Origin of the sequence: Enterobacter sp. D2 (genome assembly GCF_034427575.1) — a bacterium.
Classification (GTDB): domain Bacteria; phylum Pseudomonadota; class Gammaproteobacteria; order Enterobacterales; family Enterobacteriaceae; genus Enterobacter; species Enterobacter cloacae_M.
On the sequence record NZ_JAXQPP010000001.1, the window covers coordinates 2090743 to 2111348 of the forward strand.

Annotated in this window: 18 protein-coding genes; 1 reads left to right on the forward strand and 17 read right to left on the reverse strand. The window is 44.7% G+C overall.

Features of this window, described 5'->3' with window-relative positions:
* Positions 1 to 47: 47 nt before the first annotated feature.
* Positions 48 to 1052, forward strand: coding sequence for an NAD-dependent epimerase (locus tag SPG90_RS10060; RefSeq protein WP_045403074.1), 1005 nt, complete (start codon positions 48 to 50; stop codon positions 1050 to 1052).
* A 51-nt stretch (positions 1053 to 1103) separates the two neighbouring features.
* Here the strand turns inward: SPG90_RS10060 and ugd are convergent, their stop codons facing one another.
* From ugd to wcaM, 17 genes are all read right to left on the reverse strand, one after another.
* The gene (gene ugd, locus SPG90_RS10065; protein WP_045403072.1) at positions 1104 to 2270 is read right to left on the reverse strand and encodes a UDP-glucose 6-dehydrogenase; all 1167 of its coding nucleotides are present in this window, start codon (positions 2268 to 2270) and stop codon (positions 1104 to 1106) included.
* A 225-nt stretch (positions 2271 to 2495) separates the two neighbouring features.
* Positions 2496 to 3902, reverse strand: coding sequence for an NADP-dependent phosphogluconate dehydrogenase (gndA, locus tag SPG90_RS10070; RefSeq protein ID WP_028013772.1), 1407 nt, complete (start codon positions 3900 to 3902; stop codon positions 2496 to 2498).
* 208 nt (positions 3903 to 4110) lie between these two features.
* Positions 4111 to 5223 (reverse strand): glycosyltransferase family 4 protein, encoded by a 1113-nt coding sequence (locus tag SPG90_RS10075; RefSeq protein ID WP_045629816.1) that lies wholly within the window; start codon positions 5221 to 5223, stop codon positions 4111 to 4113.
* A 74-nt stretch (positions 5224 to 5297) separates the two neighbouring features.
* Positions 5298 to 6167 (reverse strand): rhamnosyltransferase, encoded by an 870-nt coding sequence (locus SPG90_RS10080; RefSeq protein WP_049121750.1) that lies wholly within the window; start codon positions 6165 to 6167, stop codon positions 5298 to 5300.
* Positions 6168 to 6180: 13 nt separating this feature from the next.
* Entirely contained in the window at positions 6181 to 7269 is a 1089-nt protein-coding gene (locus SPG90_RS10085) for a glycoside hydrolase family 99-like domain-containing protein (RefSeq protein ID WP_049121752.1), read from the reverse strand.
* The gene (locus tag SPG90_RS10090; RefSeq protein WP_126303436.1) at positions 7266 to 8432 is read right to left on the reverse strand and encodes an O-antigen polymerase; all 1167 of its coding nucleotides are present in this window, start codon (positions 8430 to 8432) and stop codon (positions 7266 to 7268) included. The genes SPG90_RS10085 and SPG90_RS10090 overlap by 4 nt, the downstream gene beginning before the upstream one ends.
* Positions 8429 to 9649, reverse strand: coding sequence for an oligosaccharide flippase family protein (locus tag SPG90_RS10095; protein WP_322408112.1), 1221 nt, complete (start codon positions 9647 to 9649; stop codon positions 8429 to 8431). The genes SPG90_RS10090 and SPG90_RS10095 overlap by 4 nt, the downstream gene beginning before the upstream one ends.
* 62 nt (positions 9650 to 9711) lie before the next feature.
* Complete coding sequence (gene rfbC / locus SPG90_RS10100; RefSeq protein ID WP_041909150.1) at positions 9712 to 10260, reverse strand: dTDP-4-dehydrorhamnose 3,5-epimerase; 549 nt, start codon at positions 10258 to 10260, stop codon at positions 9712 to 9714.
* Between the two features lie 3 nt (positions 10261 to 10263).
* Complete coding sequence (gene rfbA, locus SPG90_RS10105) at positions 10264 to 11142, reverse strand: glucose-1-phosphate thymidylyltransferase RfbA (RefSeq protein WP_047174557.1); 879 nt, start codon at positions 11140 to 11142, stop codon at positions 10264 to 10266.
* Between the two features lie 52 nt (positions 11143 to 11194).
* Entirely contained in the window at positions 11195 to 12094 is a 900-nt protein-coding gene (gene rfbD, locus SPG90_RS10110; protein ID WP_047174556.1) for a dTDP-4-dehydrorhamnose reductase, read from the reverse strand.
* A complete protein-coding gene (gene rfbB / locus SPG90_RS10115) occupies positions 12094 to 13179 on the reverse strand; it encodes a dTDP-glucose 4,6-dehydratase (RefSeq protein WP_045355505.1) in 1086 nt (361 codons plus the stop codon). The genes rfbD and rfbB overlap by 1 nt, the downstream gene beginning before the upstream one ends.
* A gap of 102 nt (positions 13180 to 13281) precedes the next feature.
* Entirely contained in the window at positions 13282 to 15168 is a 1887-nt protein-coding gene (locus tag SPG90_RS10120; RefSeq protein WP_047174555.1) for a nucleoside-diphosphate sugar epimerase/dehydratase, read from the reverse strand.
* A 38-nt stretch (positions 15169 to 15206) separates the two neighbouring features.
* Positions 15207 to 15767: a sugar O-acyltransferase gene (locus SPG90_RS10125; RefSeq protein ID WP_047174554.1), complete on the reverse strand. Its 561-nt coding sequence runs from the start codon at positions 15765 to 15767 to the stop codon at positions 15207 to 15209.
* A complete protein-coding gene (locus tag SPG90_RS10130) occupies positions 15760 to 16803 on the reverse strand; it encodes an MraY family glycosyltransferase (RefSeq protein ID WP_045403037.1) in 1044 nt (347 codons plus the stop codon). The genes SPG90_RS10125 and SPG90_RS10130 overlap by 8 nt, the downstream gene beginning before the upstream one ends.
* Positions 16803 to 17747 (reverse strand): NAD-dependent epimerase/dehydratase family protein, encoded by a 945-nt coding sequence (locus tag SPG90_RS10135; protein WP_045403034.1) that lies wholly within the window; start codon positions 17745 to 17747, stop codon positions 16803 to 16805. The genes SPG90_RS10130 and SPG90_RS10135 overlap by 1 nt, the downstream gene beginning before the upstream one ends.
* A gap of 384 nt (positions 17748 to 18131) precedes the next feature.
* On the reverse strand, positions 18132 to 19028 hold the full coding sequence (galF, locus tag SPG90_RS10140; protein ID WP_029742022.1) for a GalU regulator GalF: 897 nt from the start codon (positions 19026 to 19028) through the stop codon (positions 18132 to 18134).
* Between the two features lie 176 nt (positions 19029 to 19204).
* Positions 19205 to 20596, reverse strand: coding sequence for a colanic acid biosynthesis protein WcaM (gene wcaM, locus SPG90_RS10145; protein ID WP_126303438.1), 1392 nt, complete (start codon positions 20594 to 20596; stop codon positions 19205 to 19207).
* Positions 20597 to 20606: the final 10 nt, after the last annotated feature.

Consider the following 20606-nt stretch of genomic DNA (forward strand, 5'->3'; position numbering starts at 1 on the left):
TGTGATGCGTTATCGCATCTGTAAGCGTTGGGTATTTGAGGAAAGATATGAAATTTCTGGTAACGGGTGCAGCGGGTTTTATCGGTTCGAATGTCAGCAAACGCCTCATTGAGGGCGGTCATGAGGTTGTCGGTATTGATAACCTGAACGACTATTACGATGTTAATTTAAAGCTGGCACGTCTGGAACGGCTACAATCTGAGCGATTCACCTTCCACAAGATGGAATTAGCTGACCGGGAAGGTATGGCTGCGCTTTTCGCTGACGAGAAGTTCGATCGCGTTATTCACCTGGCCGCACAGGCAGGCGTACGCTACTCCCTGGAAAATCCGCATGCGTACGCCGATGCCAACCTTATTGGCCACCTCAACGTGCTGGAAGGCTGCCGCCATAACCACGTTCAGCATTTGCTGTATGCCTCATCCAGCTCCGTATATGGCCTCAACCGTAAGATGCCCTTCTCCACTGACGATTCCGTAGATCACCCGGTTTCACTCTATGCCGCGACCAAAAAAGCCAATGAGCTGATGTCGCACACCTATTCGCATCTCTACAACCTGCCGACCACCGGACTGCGCTTCTTTACCGTATACGGTCCGTGGGGACGCCCGGACATGGCGCTGTTTAAGTTTACTAAGGCGATGATTGAAGGCAAAAGCATCGATGTCTATAACTACGGCAAGATGAAGCGCGATTTCACCTACATCGATGATATCGCTGAAGCAATTATCCGCCTGCAGGATGTTATTCCCCATCCTGACGCAAACTGGACCGTCGAGACTGGCTCACCGGCAACCAGTTCAGCACCTTACCGCGTTTACAACATCGGTAACAGTTCGCCAGTAGAACTTATGGATTACATTACCGCGCTGGAAGACGCGCTGGGTAAAAAAGCGGAGAAAAACATGCTGCCTCTCCAGCCAGGGGACGTACTGGAAACCAGCGCAGATACTAAAGCGCTCTATGACGTGATCGGTTTCAAACCGCAAACCTCGGTTAAAGACGGCGTGAAGAACTTCGTTGACTGGTACCGCGAGTTTTATAAGGTCTGAAAATAAAAAACCCGGCAAATCAGCCGGGTTTTTTATTTTAACGTAATAGAATTAGTCGCTACCGAACAGATCGCGGGTATAGACTTTGTCAGCGACGTCAGCCAGCTCTTCGGCCATGCGGTTCGAGATGATGACATCCGCTTCCTTCTTAAAAGCATCCAGATCGCGGATCAGGCGGGAATTGAAGAACTGATCTTCCTGCATGGCCGGTTCATAAATAATAACCTCAACGCCTTTCGCCTTGATGCGCTTCATGATCCCCTGAATGGAAGAGGCGCGGAAGTTATCGGAACCGCTCTTCATGATCAGACGGTACACGCCGACCACTTTCGGCTGGCGCGCAAGAATAGAATCGGAGATGAAATCTTTACGCGTCCGGTTAGCGTCAACAATCGCCGATATCAGGTTATTCGGCACAGCCTGGTAGTTTGCCAGCAGCTGCTTGGTATCTTTTGGCAGGCAATAGCCACCGTAGCCAAATGACGGGTTGTTATAGTGGTTGCCAATACGCGGGTCGAGGCAAACCCCTTCAATAATCTGGCGGGTGTTCAGCCCAAGACTTTCTGCGTAGCTGTCGAGCTCATTGAAGTACGCGACTCGCATTGCCAGATAGGTGTTTGCGAAAAGCTTAATCGCCTCCGCTTCGGTGGAGTCCGTAAACAGCACCGGAATATCTTTCTTCACTGCGCCTTCCTGCAGCAGTGCGGCAAAGCGTTCAGCGCGCTCAGAACGTTCGCCAATAACGATACGGGAAGGATGCAGGTTATCGTAAAGCGCTCTCCCCTCACGCAGGAACTCTGGCGAGAAGAAGATATTATCAATACCAAACTTTTCTTTGATGGATTTGGTAAAGCCGACAGGAATGGTCGATTTAATAACCATCACCGCATCAGGATTAATCGCAATAACATCTTTGATAACCGCTTCTACGGTTGAGGTGTTGAAGTAATTGGTTTTTGGATCGTAGTCAGTAGGCGTCGCAATGATGACGTAATCCGCATCGCGGTATGCATCTTCTTTATCTGTCGTGGCGCGGAAATTCAGCGGTTTGTTGCTGAGATAGTCCTGGATTTCTTTGTCGACAATCGGCGATTTCTTCTGATTGAGCATATCCACTTTGGCCTGCACGATATCCAGCGCAACCACTTCATGGTTCTGAGCAATCAGAATGCCGTTAGAAAGACCGACATACCCTGTTCCGGAAATTGTTATTTTCATTCGCTAATGACTTCTTTTAGTTAACTGTATTGATGGCCGGCAGACCATCGCGATAAACATAACTGTTGGGCTTTGTACCTCCTGGCAAACAGCACTGTCAAGGCAAACCAGGAGTAATCACAACGAGGGGGATGAGATTCAGACTACTTCGAATAATGCGCGGCATTTTTTGCATAAAAAAACCCGGAGACAGGCTCCGGGTTTGATGAAAGCGAGTAAGTTAACTTATTCCATCCATTCGGTGTGGAACACGCCTTCTTTATCCGTGCGCTTGTAAGTATGCGCGCCGAAATAGTCACGCTGTGCCTGAATCAGGTTGGCAGGCAGAACGGCAGCGCGGTAGCTATCGTAATACGCCACCGCAGCGGAGAAGGTTGGAACCGGGATACCGTTCTGTACAGCGTAGGCAACCACGTCACGCAGCGCCTGCTGGTACTCGTCTGCAATCTTCTTAAAGTACGGTGCCAGCAGAAGGTTAGCGATACCTGCGTTTTCAGCATAGGCATCGGTGATTTTCTGCAGGAACTGCGCACGAATGATGCAACCCGCGCGGAAGATCTTCGCGATCTCGCCGTAGTTCAGGTCCCAGTTATTCTCGTCAGACGCCGCACGCAGCTGTGAGAAGCCCTGGGCGTAGGAGACGATTTTACCCAGGTACAGGGCGCGACGAACTTTCTCGACGAACTCAGCTTTGTCACCGGCTGGTTTAGCCTGTGGGCCTGACAGCACTTTAGAAGCCGCAACGCGCTGCTCTTTCAGAGAAGAGATATAACGCGCAAAGACGGATTCGGTGATCAGAGACAGCGGCTCGCCCAGATCCAGAGAGCTCTGGCTGGTCCATTTACCGGTACCTTTGTTCGCTGCTTCATCCAGGATCACATCAACCAGGTATTTACCTTCTTCATCTTTCTTCGTGAAGATATCTTTGGTGATGTCGATCAGGTAGCTGTTCAGCTCGCCTTTATTCCACTCGGTAAAGGTTTCAGCCAGCTCTTCGTTAGAGAGATTCAGGCCGCCTTTCAGCAGGGAGTATGCTTCTGCAATCAGCTGCATATCGCCGTATTCGATGCCGTTGTGCACCATTTTGACATAGTGACCCGCACCGTCTGGACCGATATAGGTCACACACGGCTCGCCATCTTCAGCAACAGCAGCGATTTTGGTCAGAATAGGCGCTACCAGTTCGTATGCTTCTTTCTGGCCGCCAGGCATGATAGATGGGCCTTTCAGCGCGCCCTCTTCACCGCCGGAAACGCCGGTACCGATGAAGTTGAAGCCTTCAGCGGACAGCTCACGGTTACGACGAATGGTGTCCTGGAAGAAGGTGTTACCGCCATCAATGATGATATCGCCTTTTTCAAGGTAAGGCTTTAGGGAGTCAATTGCAGCATCGGTACCCGCGCCTGCTTTGACCATTAACAGGATACGACGGGGCGTTTCCAGAGACTCAACAAATTCTTTTACCGTATAGAAAGGAACGAGTTTCTTGCCTGGGTTTTCGGCAATTACTTCTTCAGTCTTATCACGGGAGCGGTTGAAAACGGAGACGGTATAACCACGGCTTTCGATGTTGAGCGCCAGGTTGCGCCCCATCACAGCCATACCGACAACGCCGATCTGTTGCTTGGACATTACATACTCCTGTCAGGTGTGGTCACTGTCGGGTAACCCCGACAGATATAATTTGCAAGAATCTTAACTCATAAATCAGGGACAGAGGTAGGCATTTGTGGCCTTGATCACGCCAGACGACACAAAACGGGATATATCAAATCCACACAAAAGGTGCAGGTATATTTTATTTATAAATGAACTAAGTCACAATATATAATAAACTCGATTACGTATTATGTTTTTTATTAATTGCTTTTTGATAAAGTTCAACCGTTTTATTATACATTGCGTTGAATGAGAAGTTTTCAAGGAAAAATTCATTCCCTGACTTGCCTAATTCAACACGTAAAGCACTATCATTAATTAAGTCAGCGAGTCTGTTTTTGATAGCATCAATATCTGCACGAGGAACGAGATATCCCGTTTTGCCATCAATGACAGATTCAGAAACGCCACCAACGTCTGATGCTAAAACAGGCAAGCCTGCACGCATAGCCTCGAGAATACTGATAGGAAAACCTTCCCAGTTAGAAATTAACAGGAAAATATCACTGTCTGCCAGCAAGGCATCAACGTCTAAACGTTCGCCTGTAAACAGTACATTTTCGCTAATTCCAAGATCCTGTGAAAGCTGTTTCATCTCATCTAACCTGGGGCCTTTTCCTACCAGCGTCAACGCCCAGTTTCTTGTTTCTAATCGACTCAACGCTTTCAATAGGCTTTCATGATCTTTTTGTTCTGAAAAACGAGCTACCGAAATCAACTTCACTACGTCATGAGTATGGTAAACATGAGGAGCAGCACTTTTTAACGGCACGCCATTATGGATCACCGTTTGCTGACTGGCAGACGCAACGTTATGTTCGATTGCAAGTTGTTTATCTTGAGCAGAGACTGTGATTATTTCATCAGTAATTTTACTGAATAATCGTTCAATAACAATGTACAAGCGACGTTTCTTATCATGAACACCATTTGCGAATGACCAACCGTGTACGGTGAAAACAACAGGAATTTTCAGAAAAAGAGCTGCCAACCTCCCTACAATTCCAGCTTTAGAAGAATGAAGTGCAATAACATCCGGAGAAAATTCTTTTATAATCTTGCGTATAATTAAAGCGCATTTAATATCTTTATAAGGCGATATTTCCCTTACCAGCTCAGGGATAATGTGAACTTTCACATTTAATGCGCGAACATCATCAACCAGAGCGCCTTGCTCTCCAACGATTAACTCAACTTGATGACCATCCTTTACTAAACCAGATGTCATATCACGCAAATGAGTCTGAGCCCCACCGATTTCATTCGCGCGTGTAATTATATAAAGAATTTTCATAGTTTTTGAAACAGTCCGATAAGTATATCGTTACTAACGCTCATTAACTTGCAACGAGACAGCTACACCTGGTATTAATGTCTTTTGAATGGTCCAAATCTTCCAGAAAGACCATCAGAAATACCGTAAAAGATCATCATCAACGTTTTCTTTTTTTCTTTATTAAGAATTAAAGATATTGCAGCACGAGCAAAATTCAGGAAAACCTCACGAACTTTATAACCCACTGGAATATATGACTTTCTGATCATAAAGAAGCTATTTCTGACCAAAAAGTAACGTCGCATTGGGCTATGAACAGATATTTTACGTCCTAACAGATTCAGCCTTGAATCACCAATCGTGTGAGCCATTGACGCCTGATTAGTCATTGCAACGCGATACCCTAATTTTTTAGCACGCAGAGCCCACTCCACATCAATATAATCCACGAACAATGCTTCTTCCATTTTACCAACTTTCTCGTAAACTTCAGAAGAAAAGAAAGAGCCAGATGCAATAACGTAGGTGACATCTGTTATTTCTTCTATTGGCGTTCGTTTAATAAATGGACCGATGTAATTAGTGCCCCAATAAAATTCGTTTGTGTGCGGATCATAAAAAGAAGGACCCAGGATACCAACATTATTCTGGGTGTACATCTTACTCATGGCACTGATGAAATTAGCACCTAATACACTGTCTTGATCAAGAAGTAATAAATATTCGGCACCGCGAGATATAGCATTTTCTATCCCAATGTTTTGCGCATGCGAAAGACCCATATTCTCGGGAAAACTGATCAGGACGAAATTAAATTTTTCTGCTAAATCTTTTATCTCTTCGTAATTTCGAGAGCCGTTATCAATTATAACAGCACTGTCTATTTGGCCTTGCAAAGAAAGAAATTGCTTTTCTAAGCAAAGTATATCAGGATTAAATGTTACAGTTACAGAACTAATCACGACCAATCACCTATTAATTTTTTTTGTATTTTTCAACAGTATCTTTTACTGCATTCAAATAACCATATCCATTTTTTTTATCCGGCTCAAGATACGTACCCTCAGCCCATTCATTCCATGCATTTATGAATAAGAATGGAACATTAGCAGCAATAGATTTTTTATAAAGTTTATCGAAATTATTCTTAAATACCTGAGGATTACTTCCTTTCATCACGAGTGATTTAGTTTTTTTCCTTGGCGTATTATCCCAATCAACGAATGCACCTGAATAATGTGTTTCACTAAAATCCTTTTCAAGGATTTTATCCCAAATTGATTGATAAGATAATATCTGCTCAACGTAATTTGTTTTTAATTTTTCATTAGAAATACGTTTTATTCTTCCGATCACTTTTCGCAATATCGGTTTAAGTTTCCCCATATTGTGTTCAAAAGTACACATTGGTTCAAAATTTAACTCGGCATCAAAATCTAGCTTACGATGATCTTGAGCGAATGAGGTAAGTGTTGACACAAAATGTATATCACCGAAAGACGTTTCTTTTGCTAGTTTCCGCCAATACTGAATCCACTCATTACACTTTTCAAAGCTAGCAGAACGATATAACAGAAATACAGGCTTACCATTATGTTTAATGTATCTTTCGTCTTCGAAAAATGGCTTAAGATAGTTAAAGTGATTTAGCCAGTCTGATTCGTCACCATAACTTTGGGGCATGATAACATCTCGATGACTACCATCCCAACTACGCGTCCATGGCTCGTTAGCCCATGAAAAAAGGAACGGGAGATGTATATCTTTGTTCTCCAGTAAAAGTTCAGCTGGTTTGTCCAGTAAACGCTTACCATTAAACCAGTAATGATAAAAACAAAAACCATCAATATTATGCTTTTTTGCAAGTTCCGATTGCCATTTTAATGTTTCTACATCGAGCAAATTATAATAATAATCGTTCAGAGGTTCTCTGGGCTGGTTATGATTTTTAAAAAGAGGCGTAGCCTTTTTAACATTGACCCATTCGGTAAAACCTTCTCCCCACCATTTATTATTTTCTTCAATCTCATGAAATTGCGGAAGATAAAATGCTAACGTTTTCAAAAATTGCTCCTTATATTTCTATAACAAACTACAAACAAATGAACTGATAACGAAATCAGGAAATAATCCCAAAAGAAGGATAACTGCACCGGCAAAAACTGATGAGAAAAGAAAATAACAATCAAAGCAAACAGGGAGTTGAAGTTAAGGAATGAGTTCTTATTGATAAAGCAATTGTGATTTCTCGATACAATATATCCAAACAACATACTGAGTACAGCTAACCCTATACTGCCGAAATACAGGAAGGGTAATAACAAGGATGTATAAAAGGCATTAAAATAACCAGCACTACCTAGCAGAACGAAATCTTGTACTTTTGTGAAGAAAGCGCTTTGGTCATAAAACTTAGCGCCAAGTATACCTAAGAATGAAAATGGACTAGAAAGCTCATACAAGATATCAGTATCACCGCTATCAATTGCATGAGTAAAAAGTGAGTAACCTGCAATCGCATAATTGCGAGTATTAATAAGGCTTTGACTTAAGTCGCTATCACCTCTAAAAGTGAATATGGCTAATAACAAAATTAAAAATACAGCCAGCGCAAAAATAACCTTCTTCAGAGTCATTTTGCTATCATAGCAATATAATATTAATATTGCTGCCAGCACCGGGGCGAAAACATAGTATCTTGAAATCAAGATACTTTCTTTTCCTACCAACATTAAAAATGAGAAAAATAAGATTGCAGATTTATTTTTATTAATCTTCAAATACAAACCATAACTAATGCCAAAAAGCGGCACCAGAGTTGCAAATACAAATAAATAAGCTGCAAATGCTCCATAGTATTCTTTTATTGATTGATCTTTAAATAAACTTTCTCTGTATTCTGCGAACGAAATACCACTCGTCACTATATTTTTAAACAGGAACGCCAGATAAATCAATATGAAGAAGTTGATTGCAAGTAAAATTTTTACCTGCAAGGAAATATTAAAGAGCGATTGATTATTTATTAGATTATCTTGCTGATAAAATCTTGTTGTTTTATTACCTATATAGCATCCTAAGAAAAAATATAAATAAGAAACAATTAGGATCATCAAACCAGAATCAAATGTGATGTAGAGACTACTTTGTGAACCCCATAATACTAATGCAAAGACAACATACAGGCATAAATAAAAAGATGGATTTCTAGGTCTTCGTTTAATCATCTTGAATTCTTTTCGCTATTAAAACTCACCAAGACAAAAATAGCCGAAACAATTATTTCTGTAATAATCACGCTAATTGTCACGCCATATGTTGGAGTCAGATGCATTAATAGTATAGAAACTATAATATGCATAAAACTCACAGCAAGATATGTTTTCCTGACAACTTTTGTGAAATGATTAGGTATTAACCACCATTGTCCATATACAACGCCCACTGAAACGATAAATGGCAAAGGAGACATCATCAACAATATCATCGACGATATTCGATATTCTTCACTGTAATAATAAAGTGATACAGGGTATCCTATGACAGCCATTGCGACCGATATTAACAATCCGAACGCAATAAAGTTCTTGCCATACAAGTGCCAGATTTCATTGAGTGTTTTTCCTTCACTAATCAATGAACTGACTCTTGGGAACATCGCTTGCTGAACAGGACTCATCAAACCTTGCGCTGCAGTTCGGATTTTATCTGCTGCTGAGAAATAACCTGCCAACGTCGGGCCACCAAAATATCCTATAATTAATATATTTAAAGTCGTATAAAAACTTATAGTTATATTAGATACAAAAAGGTCAAATCCCTTAGATAAAACCGAATAGATTTCTTTTATTGGAACTCTTGTAAATTTGGCCAATTTTTGTTTTTTTATAAAGAAACAAGCCAAAATACCTGAGATAAACATCCCTGATGATTGGCTTATAACGGCCATATTCATATCTTCAGGCGTTTTTACTAAAAAGAAAATCAGAATAAGGGAGACGAATTTTGCAATGGTTGTACATATTGCAATACCCTGCATTTTTTCAATCCCTTGAAATAACCATACAGGGAATAAAACTGTACCTATTACGGATATCATCCCTAACAGGATCAGATAAGAGTATATACTCGCACCATTAATAATTACATATAAAGCAAAAATACATGAAACTATCAGTAATAACGCTAACTTAGCAGCAGTTACTGCTGTATAAATAGAATCAACTTTGGATTGATTATTCTTATTAACTGAAACCAGTAACGTCGCACTAAAGTTAAAGCCATAATCAACAAAAATTATAATGTATTGTAGCCACGCCTGGACCATAGCTACAATTCCAAAATTTTCAGCCCCTAACACTCGCATTAAATATGGGAGGGTTAACAAAGGGAATAAATAGTTTGAAGCCTGAACAAAAAATAGCAGTATAATGTTTTTTTTCACTGGTATGATACACTCAGTAATGTGAAAAAAGCCTGTATGCTATTTACAGGCCTGAGTAGAAATTAATAGTCTGAATCTTTAAAAGCTTTACCAGCAAGATCTTTCGAAGACAAACTCGGTGAACAATCGTGGCTGACAGGCCATGCAATGTTCAGTTCGCTGTCTGACCATAAGATTGAACGCTCATGTTCAGGAGAATAATAATTAGTTGTTTTATACACAAATTCTGCTGTATCGCTCAGAACATAAAATCCATGAGCAAATCCCTCAGGGATCCATAATTGTTTTTTATTTTCTGCAGATAAATGTACGCCAACCCATTTCCCATAATAGGGTGAGTCTTTACGAATATCGACAGCGACATCGAAAACTTCACCGACGACACAACGGACTAATTTACCTTGAGCATAGGGCTGTAGTTGGTAGTGCAAACCACGAAGTACATTTTTGCTGGATTTAGAGTGATTATCCTGAATAAAATTCACTTCTTTACCAACGGCTTCGTTGAAAATTCGCTGATTGAAACTTTCCATAAAGAAACCACGATCATCACCAAAAACTTTCGGCTCAAAAATTAGCACATCGGGTATTTCTGTTTTAATGATATTCATTAATTAATAACCTTTGATCATTTTCAGTAAATATTGTCCGTATTGGTTTTTTGACAACGGAGCAGCGAGTTTTTTAACCTGCTCATCATCAATAAATCCTTTGCGGTAAGCAATTTCTTCAGGACAAGCCACTTTCAGCCCCTGGCGCTCTTCAATAGTTGCAATGAAGTTACTCGCTTCAATCAGGCTCTGGTGAGTCCCTGTATCAAGCCAGGCAAAGCCACGGCCCATCATAGCCACGGAAAGCTTTCCTTGCTCCATGTAAATACGGTTAATATCCGTGATTTCCAGTTCACCACGTGCTGACGGTTTTAAATTCTTCGCCATCTCAACGACACTGTTATCGTAGAAATAGAGTCCCGTTACTGCATAATTACTCTTCGGTTCCAGCGGTTTTTCTTCGAGGCTGATGGCGGTACCATTTTTATCAAACTCGACAACACCGTAACGCTCAGGATCGTTCACGTGATAGGCAAAAACCGTTGCACCATTTTCTTTATTAACCGCTGCATCCATCAATTTAGGAAGGTCGTGACCATAGAAAATGTTATCCCCCAACACCAGGGCGCAATCATCGTTACCAATGAATTCTTCGCCAATAATGAAAGCCTGCGCCAGACCATCCGGGCTTGGCTGGATTTTATATTGCAGATTCAGCCCCCACTGGCTTCCATCACCCAGAAGTTGTTCAAAACGCGGTGTATCCTGCGGAGTACTAATAATTAAAATATCTCGAATACCAGCCAGCATTAGCGTTGAAAGCGGATAGTAAATCATCGGCTTATCATAAATAGGCAATAATTGTTTACTAACAGCCATTGTCACTGGATACAGACGAGTGCCAGAGCCACCCGCCAGAATAATACCTTTACGCGTTTTCATTTCATCATCTCTATAGTCATAAGATGCCCACTCCCAGGCATCCCGATCATTATTAAATCGCTGTCGCTGTAAACCACTCATTCAGCATACGCTTAACCCCCACGTCCCACTGAGGCAGTACGAGGTTGAAATTCTGCTGGAACTTTAACGTATTGAGGCGCGAGTTTGCCGGACGTTTTGCAGGTGTCGGGTACGCGCTTGTTGGCACCCCATGAAGCTGGGTTAATGCCAGTTCCATTCCTGCTTTACGCGCTTCTTCAAATACCAGCGAGGCATAGTCATACCAGGTTGTCGTGCCACTGGCAACCAGATGATAAATTCCTGCCACCTCAGGTTTATTAAGGGCAACCCGAATAGCATGAGCTGTGCAGTCTGCTAATAATTCAGCACCCGTAGGGGCCCCGAATTGGTCGTTAATAACAGACAGCTCAGAACGCTCTTTTGCCAGTCGCAGCATGGTACGCGCAAAATTATTCCCTTTACCGGCATAAACCCAGCTAGTCCGAAAGATCAAATGGCGTGAGCAATTTTCACTTAAGGCTTTTTCACCCGCAAGTTTGGTCTCGCCATACACATTAAGCGGCGCTGTGGCGTCCGTCTCAAGCCACGGCGTATCGCCATTACCCGGGAAAACGTAATCTGTAGAGTAGTGAACAACCCAGGCCCCCAATATTTGGGCCTCTTTGGCAATCGCCTCGACACTCGTGGCATTCAGCAACTGAGCAAATTCAGGTTCTGACTCGGCCTTATCGACGGCGGTATGTGCAGCCGCGTTGACGATGACATCAGGCTTAATGCGGCGCACCGTTTCTGCAATGCCTTCAGGGTTGCTGAAATCACCGCAATACTCCTGCGAATGGACGTCAACCGCAATCAAATTGCCCAGCGGTGCCAGAGCACGCTGTAGCTCCCAACCCACCTGACCGGTTTTACCGAACAGAAGAATATTCATCAGGCGCGATCTCCATAGTTTTCTTCAATCCAGGACTTGTAGCTGCCGCTTTTCACGTTCTCTACCCATTTTGTGTTCGCCAGGTACCATTCTACGGTTTTACGAATGCCACTTTCGAAAGTTTCCTGAGGCTTCCAGCCCAACTCCTGACCAATTTTCTCTGCATCAATCGCGTAGCGACGATCGTGACCCGGGCGGTCAGCCACATACGTTATCTGGTCACGATAGGAACCTTCCTTCGGCACGATTTCATCCAGCAATGAGCAGATGGTATTTACCACATCAAGGTTCTGCTTCTCATTGTGGCCGCCGATGTTATAGGTTTCGCCAATCTTGCCCTGGGTTACCACGGTGTATAACGCACGGGCGTGATCTTCTACGTACAGCCAGTCGCGGATTTGGTCTCCTTTACCGTAAACAGGCAGGGCTTTACCCTCCAGGGCATTGAGAATGACCAGCGGGATAAGTTTTTCCGGGAAGTGATATGGACCGTAATTGTTAGAACAGTTAGTCACAATGGTAGGGAAACCATAGGTACGCAGCCAGGCACGGACCAAATGATCGCTGGACGCTTTAGAAGCAGAATAGGGACTGCTTGGGGCATAGGCCGTTTTTTCAGTAAACAGCGGCAGTTCAGCTCCCTTGGCCATTTCATCCGGATGCGGAAGATCGCCATAGACTTCATCTGTTGAGATATGGTGGAAACGGAAAGACGCTTTTTTATCAGCATCTAACGCTGACCAGTATTGGCGGCTTGCTTCCAGCAGTACATAGGTACCAACAATGTTAGTCTCAATAAAGGCTGCCGGGCCGGTGATCGAGCGATCAACGTGGCTTTCGGCGGCCAGGTGCATCACCGCATCCGGCTGGTGCTCTGCAAAAATACGCGCCATGGCATTGCTGTCGCAGATATCGGCATGTTCAAAATGATAACGTTCGCTGTGCGAGACTTCGGCCAGCGATTCAAGATTCCCTGCATAAGTCAGTTTATCGACGTTAATAACAGAATCTTGCGTATCATTAATAATGTGTCGTACCACCGCAGACCCAATAAAGCCTGCTCCACCAGTGACCAGAATTTTCACGTTTATTTCGCTCTTAATGTTATCAGAAACAATTAATTAGTTGCTGTCGCCCAGGTAACTATTGATAAGCTTCCAGGGCGGAGAAACTGACAATCTGCTATTTTAACTTACCTTTACATTCCAAAGTAAATCGCAGATACCGTCGGTTGGATTAAATGCTGCAGGTGCCTGTAAAAGTATCTCTCGCACGCGCTCGTAGTCGAACTGACAGCAGGCGTTGTCGAGGTCACGGAGAATAATGCTCATCTCACTCCACGGCAACATCACCTCGTTAGCAGTCCTGATACGCGGGTGCTGCGTAACGGATACATTGTCGCCGATAAGTAACTCTTCATACAGTTTCTCACCAGGCCGCAGACCCGTTGTTTTTATCGCGATATCACCATAAGGGTTTTTATCATCGCGAACGGTAAGCCCTTGCAACGTAATCATGCGATGCGCAAGGTCGATGATCTTGACGGGTTCCCCCATATCCAGAACAAAAACATCGCCGCCCGTGCCCATGGCTCCCGCCTGGATAACCAATTGAGCCGCTTCAGGAATAGTCATAAAGTAACGCGTGATATCTTCGTGAGTCAGCGTCACCGGTCCACCTGCAGCAATCTGTTTTTCAAATAACGGCACAACTGAGCCTGATGAGCCTAACACGTTGCCGAAACGAACCATACTGAAGCAGGTTTTACTGGATTCCTTCGCCAGCGCTTGCAGCACCAGCTCCGCCATGCGCTTGGTCGCCCCCATGGTGTTGGTAGGGCGAACGGCTTTATCAGTCGAAATTAAGACAAAGTTTTCAACACCGCAACTTGCCGCGGCCTGAGCGCAACTCAACGTACCAAAGATATTATTGCGCACGCCATCAAGTACGTTGAACTCGACAAGCGGTACATGCTTGTACGCCGCAGCATGATAAATTGTGTCGACGTTGAATGCTCTGATTAACCTTTCGAGATGCTCTTTATCCTGAACGTTTCCGAGGATTGGATAGATTTTAACTTTAAAATCCTGACCCAGATTCAGGTTACGCAGTTCGGAATCAATGGAATAGAGGGAGAATTCGGACAATTCGAACAGAATAAGCTGGTTTGGCTTATTTTTAATTATCTGTCGGCATAGTTCAGACCCTATAGACCCCCCTGCCCCGGTAACCATCACTGTTTTCCCGTTGATATTACGGGATATCAGTTCCGGAATGGGTGAGACAGGATCGCGGCCCAGCAGGTCTGTAATAACGACTTTCCGCAAGGAATCAATACTTGCCTTCCCTTCCACCAGATCGACCATTCCCGGGATCGAGAGCACTTCACACGGCAGACCTTCCAGGGTTTTAATGACTTCGTTTTTTCTGGCCCGGCTTGCGCTTGGCATGGCCAGCAGAATTTTCTTCGCTTCGTATTTCTCAACCAGCCAGGGCAGTTTTTCTGGTGCGAAGACGCTTACTCCGTGAATCACCTGACCTTGCAGGGCGCGATTATCGTCGACAAAAGCAACGGGGTAATATTCGTCCATCTGGCTCAGCGCAGGCAGTAATTGACGACCCGAAGCACCTGCACCATAAATAACTACCCGAGTGCCCAGATTCAACCCACGATTCACCAACATCCTCATTCCAAGCCGTGATCCGGCAATAAGCAGCAGACCGAATGAGAAATAGATAAAAGGAATCGTTCTCGGCAAATAGAGGTTGGTATAGAACGCTGCGATAATAAGCAAAATGGACGATATGACCATCCCCATCGTTACTACTAATAATATCTTGGCAGTAATATAACGGATTACGGCCCGATACAGTCCTAATTTAACAAATATCGCCAGAGTGACGAAAATTATTGAAAATATAAATAACCAATGCGCCGTACTATATATTGGAGTCATTGAATCGATACGTACCCAAAATGCAAACCAAAATGCACATAAGAGCAGTACAATATCTATGGAAAGAGTAATAATTCGTTTGATTGCTCTGGGTAAAGATATTAAATAATTTAGCATACTAAAAACTGGTCGCCTCACTAAAGCTTGCATTCAGTTTATAAAATAGTACCAGCAGGACACACTGAGTAATCGTCTACTTTAGTATTATAACCGCCCACTGTCCCCGCCTGGAGAAACGCTGATTTCCCAATCACAGCGCTGCCCGCAAGATGGACACCAACACCTAAATGAGCGAAATCACCAAGAATGGAATCGTGATCTATTGTCGAGTGGCTATTCACAATCGTCGCCAAACCTAATTTTGCGTTGGCACCCACTACAGCTCCCGCTAACACAACAGTTCCCTCAGCAAGGGTCGCCGATGGACTGACAAAGGCAAAGGGATGTATAAGCGTTACAGGATGAATACCTAAGTCGAGCAGTTGCTGATAGAGCTGCTCTCTGACTTTATTGTTTCCGATGCCAATAGCGACATGACTGACCTTACCGATATGTAACTGAAGCTCGGAAATTTTTCCGACAATCAGCTGGTTAATTTCCTGGCAGGCAGAGGTATTATCGTCGAGGAAAACGATATCCCTATATCCCAGCAGTCTCGCTGTCTCGTACAGCGTACGACCATGACCACCTGCGCCCAAAATCAATAAGTCATGCATTGACGTTGCTCTCTTTGTCTTTAACGCCTGCACCACATATTAGTGCAACAACGAGAAGCGGGAACCAGGCGATGAGCAGCCCCACAAGACCATCAATTTTGCCTGAGGCAATAAAAAAGGCAATGGGGAAGAGCCACAGCAGATTGACGGCAATCGCCAATGATGTCACCGGAACGTGACTGCCATATTTTCTTGCGAGGATTTGGTAGCCATGGCTGGCATGTGCTTCATAGACCTTTTTACCTGCTACGAGCCTCCTCATCAAAGTTGTTGTGGCATCGACGATAAATACGCCCAGCAAGCACAACTCAGCAATAAAGAAATGCGAGTCAACTTTCGCAATGTGCAGGATCATCAGCCCGATGGTTATCCCTAGAAAACCACTTCCGGCATCGCCCATGAAGATTTTTGCTTTCGGAAAGTTCCAGACAATAAAGCCAGCCGCGGCACCGATAAGAGCAAGCGTTATCGGAAAAATACTTCCAGGCGCGTCCGTATACTGGTTTACAGCAATCAACATTGCACTACATGCGGCAAATGTTATTGCTTCAGCGCTGGCTAATCCATTAATTCCATCCATGAAATTATACAAATTCAACATCCAGACCAGATAAACACAGCCCAGAATCATACCAATCCAGGATAAGGAAAGATCGTAACCAAACAGCGTAATGACAGGGAAGGATCCCAGGAAATAGATGCCAATTGCTGCTGCCAGGAAATGCATCAATAGACGCCAGCGTGCCGCAATATGACCATGATCGTCAAGGAAACCGATGATGGCAACAATTCCCCCTGGAATAAACAACCCCAGGAAGCTCTCCAACGTAAGCGTATGATTAAGATAAAATCCTACTAAAGCAGCCAGGAACGTCAGGACGATCGCTACCCCACCACCTCGCGGGGTGGGTACAGAATGAGAACTTCGCTGGTTAGGGCGGTCAATAACATTATGCTTTAAGGCATACCCCCGCAATCCCCAAGTCAGTGCGTATGAGACAAAAAAAGCGAATATCACCATCCCAAAATTCATCATTATTTATTACCTTCGATATAATATTTCGCCGTTTTTTTCATCGTTTCATAAAGCGTTATCGGGGGCGTCCAGTTTAAATGTTCCCGAGATTTAGAGGCATCGACTTCCAGATCGCCAAACAGCTGATCGTAAATACCTCGTTTACCAACAGTAGAAAGTAATAACCTGAAGATACCCGTTGGGAAAGAGATCAGTTTCGCTTTAATGCCCATTCCTGAAGCAAAGGCATTAATCATATCTTTAGTTGAAGGACGTTCTGCATCTGCAAGTAAATAGAGTTGATTTTTAGATTTCTCATTCACCACGCATTCGCTGATGAAACTGACGACATTATCCAGAGACGCCAGCGCTCGCTTGTTCCTAACATTTTTAAATGGCAACGGTAGGTTTTTAGAAACCATTTTTAAAAGACGCTGTATATTACCCGGTGCATTTTCACCACAAATCAATGCAGGGCGGACAATGGTGATCGCCATATCGCTTTCTGCAAATTGATTAAGTAGACTCTGCTCAGCTTCTCGCTTGGAAATGGCGTAATCGGAAGTGGGTTGTGGCTCCGAGGCCTCAGTAAATGGGATCCCTGAGGTGGCATTACCGTTAACGCCGATTGAGCTTACAAATATAAAATGTTTAACCCCACTGGTCGCAGCATCTCTCGCTAATTTCATCGTCGCGTCGTGATTGACACGGCGAAATTCCGCTAAAGCGTCCTGAGCATCATCATTAAGGATATGCGCTCTTCCCGCAGTATGAATGACAGTGTCGCATCCCTGAAGAAGATTTATCCAGTTGGTATCGGCTGAGATATCACCCAGGTTGTAAATTCCCTGTTCAGTGTTCTCCTGCTTGCGCGTTGTTAATATCACCTCGTGTCCTGATGATTTCAACGTCCGGACTAAAGCAGTACCAAGAAACCCGGTTCCGCCCGTCACCAATACTTTCATTGATATCCCCTATCTGCTCTATCTGATATTTTTTGCCTGCGAAGAGTGCAGGATCGCGAGAAACTGTATAGGCCACGACTGCCCGTTCTATATTCAATTGCGAATACAAGGCACGCTACCGCCCCTGGCTTAACAGCTACCAGTGCACTGAGCGATGTCTGATTAAATGATTTTTCTTGTCTGGATACAGACAAAAAACTGGCGTTAATTGTCGTCCTAAATGACCTCAGAAACAAGCACAAATCGCTACAAAGCGATCCGTATTTATACCCTGTAACCCACTGTAATCATGGAATTAATAACAAAAAGCGGCAGTCATTATTTTGGTGTGATGAAATCTAACCAAAATAATGACTGCCGCTTGTTCAAGTCGTGGCTGGAATATCAGTCGTTTGCGAGCAACTTCTCAATACGGGTTCTGAACTTCGCCCCTTCCTTGAGGTTACGCAGTCCATAATTCACGAACGCCTGCATATACCCCATTTTCTTACCGCAGTCATAGCTGTCGCCGGTCATCAGCATAGCGTCTACGGACTGCTTCTTCGCCAGCTCGGCAATCGCGTCGGTCAGCTGAATACGGTCCCAGGCGCCTGGCTCGGTTTTTTCCAGCTCGGCCCAGATATCCGCGTTCAGAACATAACGCCCCACCGCCATCAGGTCCGAATCCAGCGTCTGTGGCTGATCCGGTTTTTCGATGAACTCAACGATGCGGCTCACCTGCCCTTCCGTCTCCAGCGGTTCTTTAGTCTGGATCACAGAGTACTCGGAGAGATCGCCCTTCATGCGTTTCGCCAGCACCTGGCTACGACCCGTTTCATTGAAACGAGCCACCATTGCCGCCAGGTTGTAACGCAGCGGATCGGCAGATGCCGTATCAATAATGATGTCCGGCAGCACGACGATGAATGGGTTATCGCCCACAACCGGACGGGCACACAGGATAGAGTGGCCCAGGCCCAGCGGCTGCGCCTGACGCACGTTCATGATGGTCACGCCAGGGGGGCAAATAGACTGCACTTCCGCCAGCAGCTGGCGCTTAACGCGCTGCTCAAGCAACGCTTCGAGTTCGTAAGAGGTGTCGAAGTGGTTTTCTACCGCATTCTTGGAGGAGTGCGTAACCAGGACGATTTCTTTGATCCCTGCAGCAACAATCTCGTCGACAATGTACTGAATCATTGGCTTGTCGACGATCGGCAGCATCTCTTTAGGAATGGCTTTTGTGGCTGGCAGCATATGCATGCCCAAGCCTGCTACCGGAATGACTGCTTTCAAATTAATCATTATTTCTTCCACCTTAAAATGGTTGACGAATTATAGCTCTTAAACCTGTTTTCGCCAGCATGATTTGCCGTAATCCTCAGGTAATGTTACGCCTTAGCCCTACAAATTTCTGTAGTTGTAATCTGAATAGATCACGCTTCTTTCCCAGGAATAGTCTCAAAACAGCTAATTGTCGATTATCTGTGCGGAAGCGCAAAGTTAAGCTTTTCCACGTTCACCACCTGCTGGTCGACCCGGTCAATATCCACCGAGCTTTGCCCCTTCTCATTCACCGCTTTAATGTTCGCCAGCGACAGCAAGGTCTCATCTTTAGCCATAAATTTACCCCGAACATCCTTGCGCAGGTCGAAGTTAATCTTCAGGGCGGGACCCACAGCGGCTTCCTGCATCACATTGATGTTGCGTAAAAAAAGATGCTGCGGCTTGTTGTGCAGTTCAAGCGTAGCACGCTGCATTTCCACGTTGGTTATCGCCACAAACGATGTGGCGTTACCGGATGAAATCTGTATTCCGCGCAATTTATACGCAAGCTGTCGATTATCGAGATGAATATTGTTGAGCTTGAAGTTCTGCGGGATGGACAAATAATCGCCTTTTATCACCCCATAGCCGATTAACATTCCGGCGCTGTTCACCATATCGACATTATCAATAATGAAATTATCACAGCCATAAATGGCCACCGTGGCGTTATCTATTCCCGCCTTTTTACTGAAATCGGGGGTAATATTTTTGGCTTTGATATTGCGGATAACAAAATGCTTACCGTTTTCAACGTGCACCAGCTGGCGACAGTTGCTGCCGGTGATGTTGGCCACCACGAAGTTCTTGACGGTTTGCTTCTCCGGATAGTCATTATCGTAGGTGCTGCCGGCGAGGCCAATGCCAATGCCCCAGTTGATCTTGCCGTTGGTGCAGTTGATGTTGTCGATGACATGATCGGAGATCAGGATATTGCGATCGTTGATGGCGACGTTCCATTCGATCGCATCCCCCTGCAGATGGCTAAATTTACTGTTGGTGATGCGGGCACCGTCCACCTGGTTGTGGAACCCCTGGCGCAGGATGGCGTAGTTGGCCTGACTCACGCTGATGTTATCAATCAGCAAATTACGCATCACGCTCGGTTTCTTGCCGCCGATGTAGATCTGCGTCACCGGGCCAAAACCGCTCATGGCCAGCCCTTTGATGACGCAGTCAGAGCCGCGAACGTCGAGCGTAATGTTCTCCGTGCGACCGGCACCTTCGCCTATCACTTTGCTACCTTCCTGCAGAACAAAGCGGCCGCGCCCGTTGCCGGTTAACGCCCCGCGGATCAGCAGCGTTTTACCGTCGGGAATGAAAATGCCCGTATTGATGTTTTCGCAGGTGAGCCCGGCGGGGACCACGACGATGTCGCCGTCATTGAACGCCTGCTTAAAGGCGGCGATCCAGTCGTTGTTATTGTACTGATTAACAGAGACCGTTCTGCCGCTTGCCGCCCGCGCGATGCGTGACGACAGCAGCGGCGTGGCCGCCAGAACGGAGAGAGAAGAGACAAAAGTGCGTCGGGTAATCTTTTTCAGCATACATCCTCGG

Coding starts and splice junctions, on each gene's coding strand:
- SPG90_RS10060 (WP_045403074.1), top strand. CDS start 48: ATGAAATTTCTGGTAACGGGTGCAGCGGGTTTTATCGGTTCGAATGTC.
- ugd (WP_045403072.1), bottom strand. CDS start 2,270: ATGAAAATAACAATTTCCGGAACAGGGTATGTCGGTCTTTCTAACGGC.
- gndA (WP_028013772.1), bottom strand. CDS start 3,902: ATGTCCAAGCAACAGATCGGCGTTGTCGGTATGGCTGTGATGGGGCGC.
- SPG90_RS10075 (WP_045629816.1), bottom strand. CDS start 5,223: ATGAAAATTCTTTATATAATTACACGCGCGAATGAAATCGGTGGGGCT.
- SPG90_RS10090 (WP_126303436.1), bottom strand. CDS start 8,432: ATGATTAAACGAAGACCTAGAAATCCATCTTTTTATTTATGCCTGTAT.
- rfbC (WP_041909150.1), bottom strand. CDS start 10,260: ATGAATATCATTAAAACAGAAATACCCGATGTGCTAATTTTTGAGCCG.
- rfbA (WP_047174557.1), bottom strand. CDS start 11,142: ATGAAAACGCGTAAAGGTATTATTCTGGCGGGTGGCTCTGGCACTCGT.
- rfbD (WP_047174556.1), bottom strand. CDS start 12,094: ATGAATATTCTTCTGTTCGGTAAAACCGGTCAGGTGGGTTGGGAGCTA.
- SPG90_RS10120 (WP_047174555.1), bottom strand. CDS start 15,168: ATGCTAAATTATTTAATATCTTTACCCAGAGCAATCAAACGAATTATT.
- SPG90_RS10125 (WP_047174554.1), bottom strand. CDS start 15,767: ATGCATGACTTATTGATTTTGGGCGCAGGTGGTCATGGTCGTACGCTG.
- SPG90_RS10130 (WP_045403037.1), bottom strand. CDS start 16,803: ATGATGAATTTTGGGATGGTGATATTCGCTTTTTTTGTCTCATACGCA.
- SPG90_RS10135 (WP_045403034.1), bottom strand. CDS start 17,747: ATGAAAGTATTGGTGACGGGCGGAACCGGGTTTCTTGGTACTGCTTTA.
- galF (WP_029742022.1), bottom strand. CDS start 19,028: ATGATTAATTTGAAAGCAGTCATTCCGGTAGCAGGCTTGGGCATGCAT.
- wcaM (WP_126303438.1), bottom strand. CDS start 20,596: ATGCTGAAAAAGATTACCCGACGCACTTTTGTCTCTTCTCTCTCCGTT.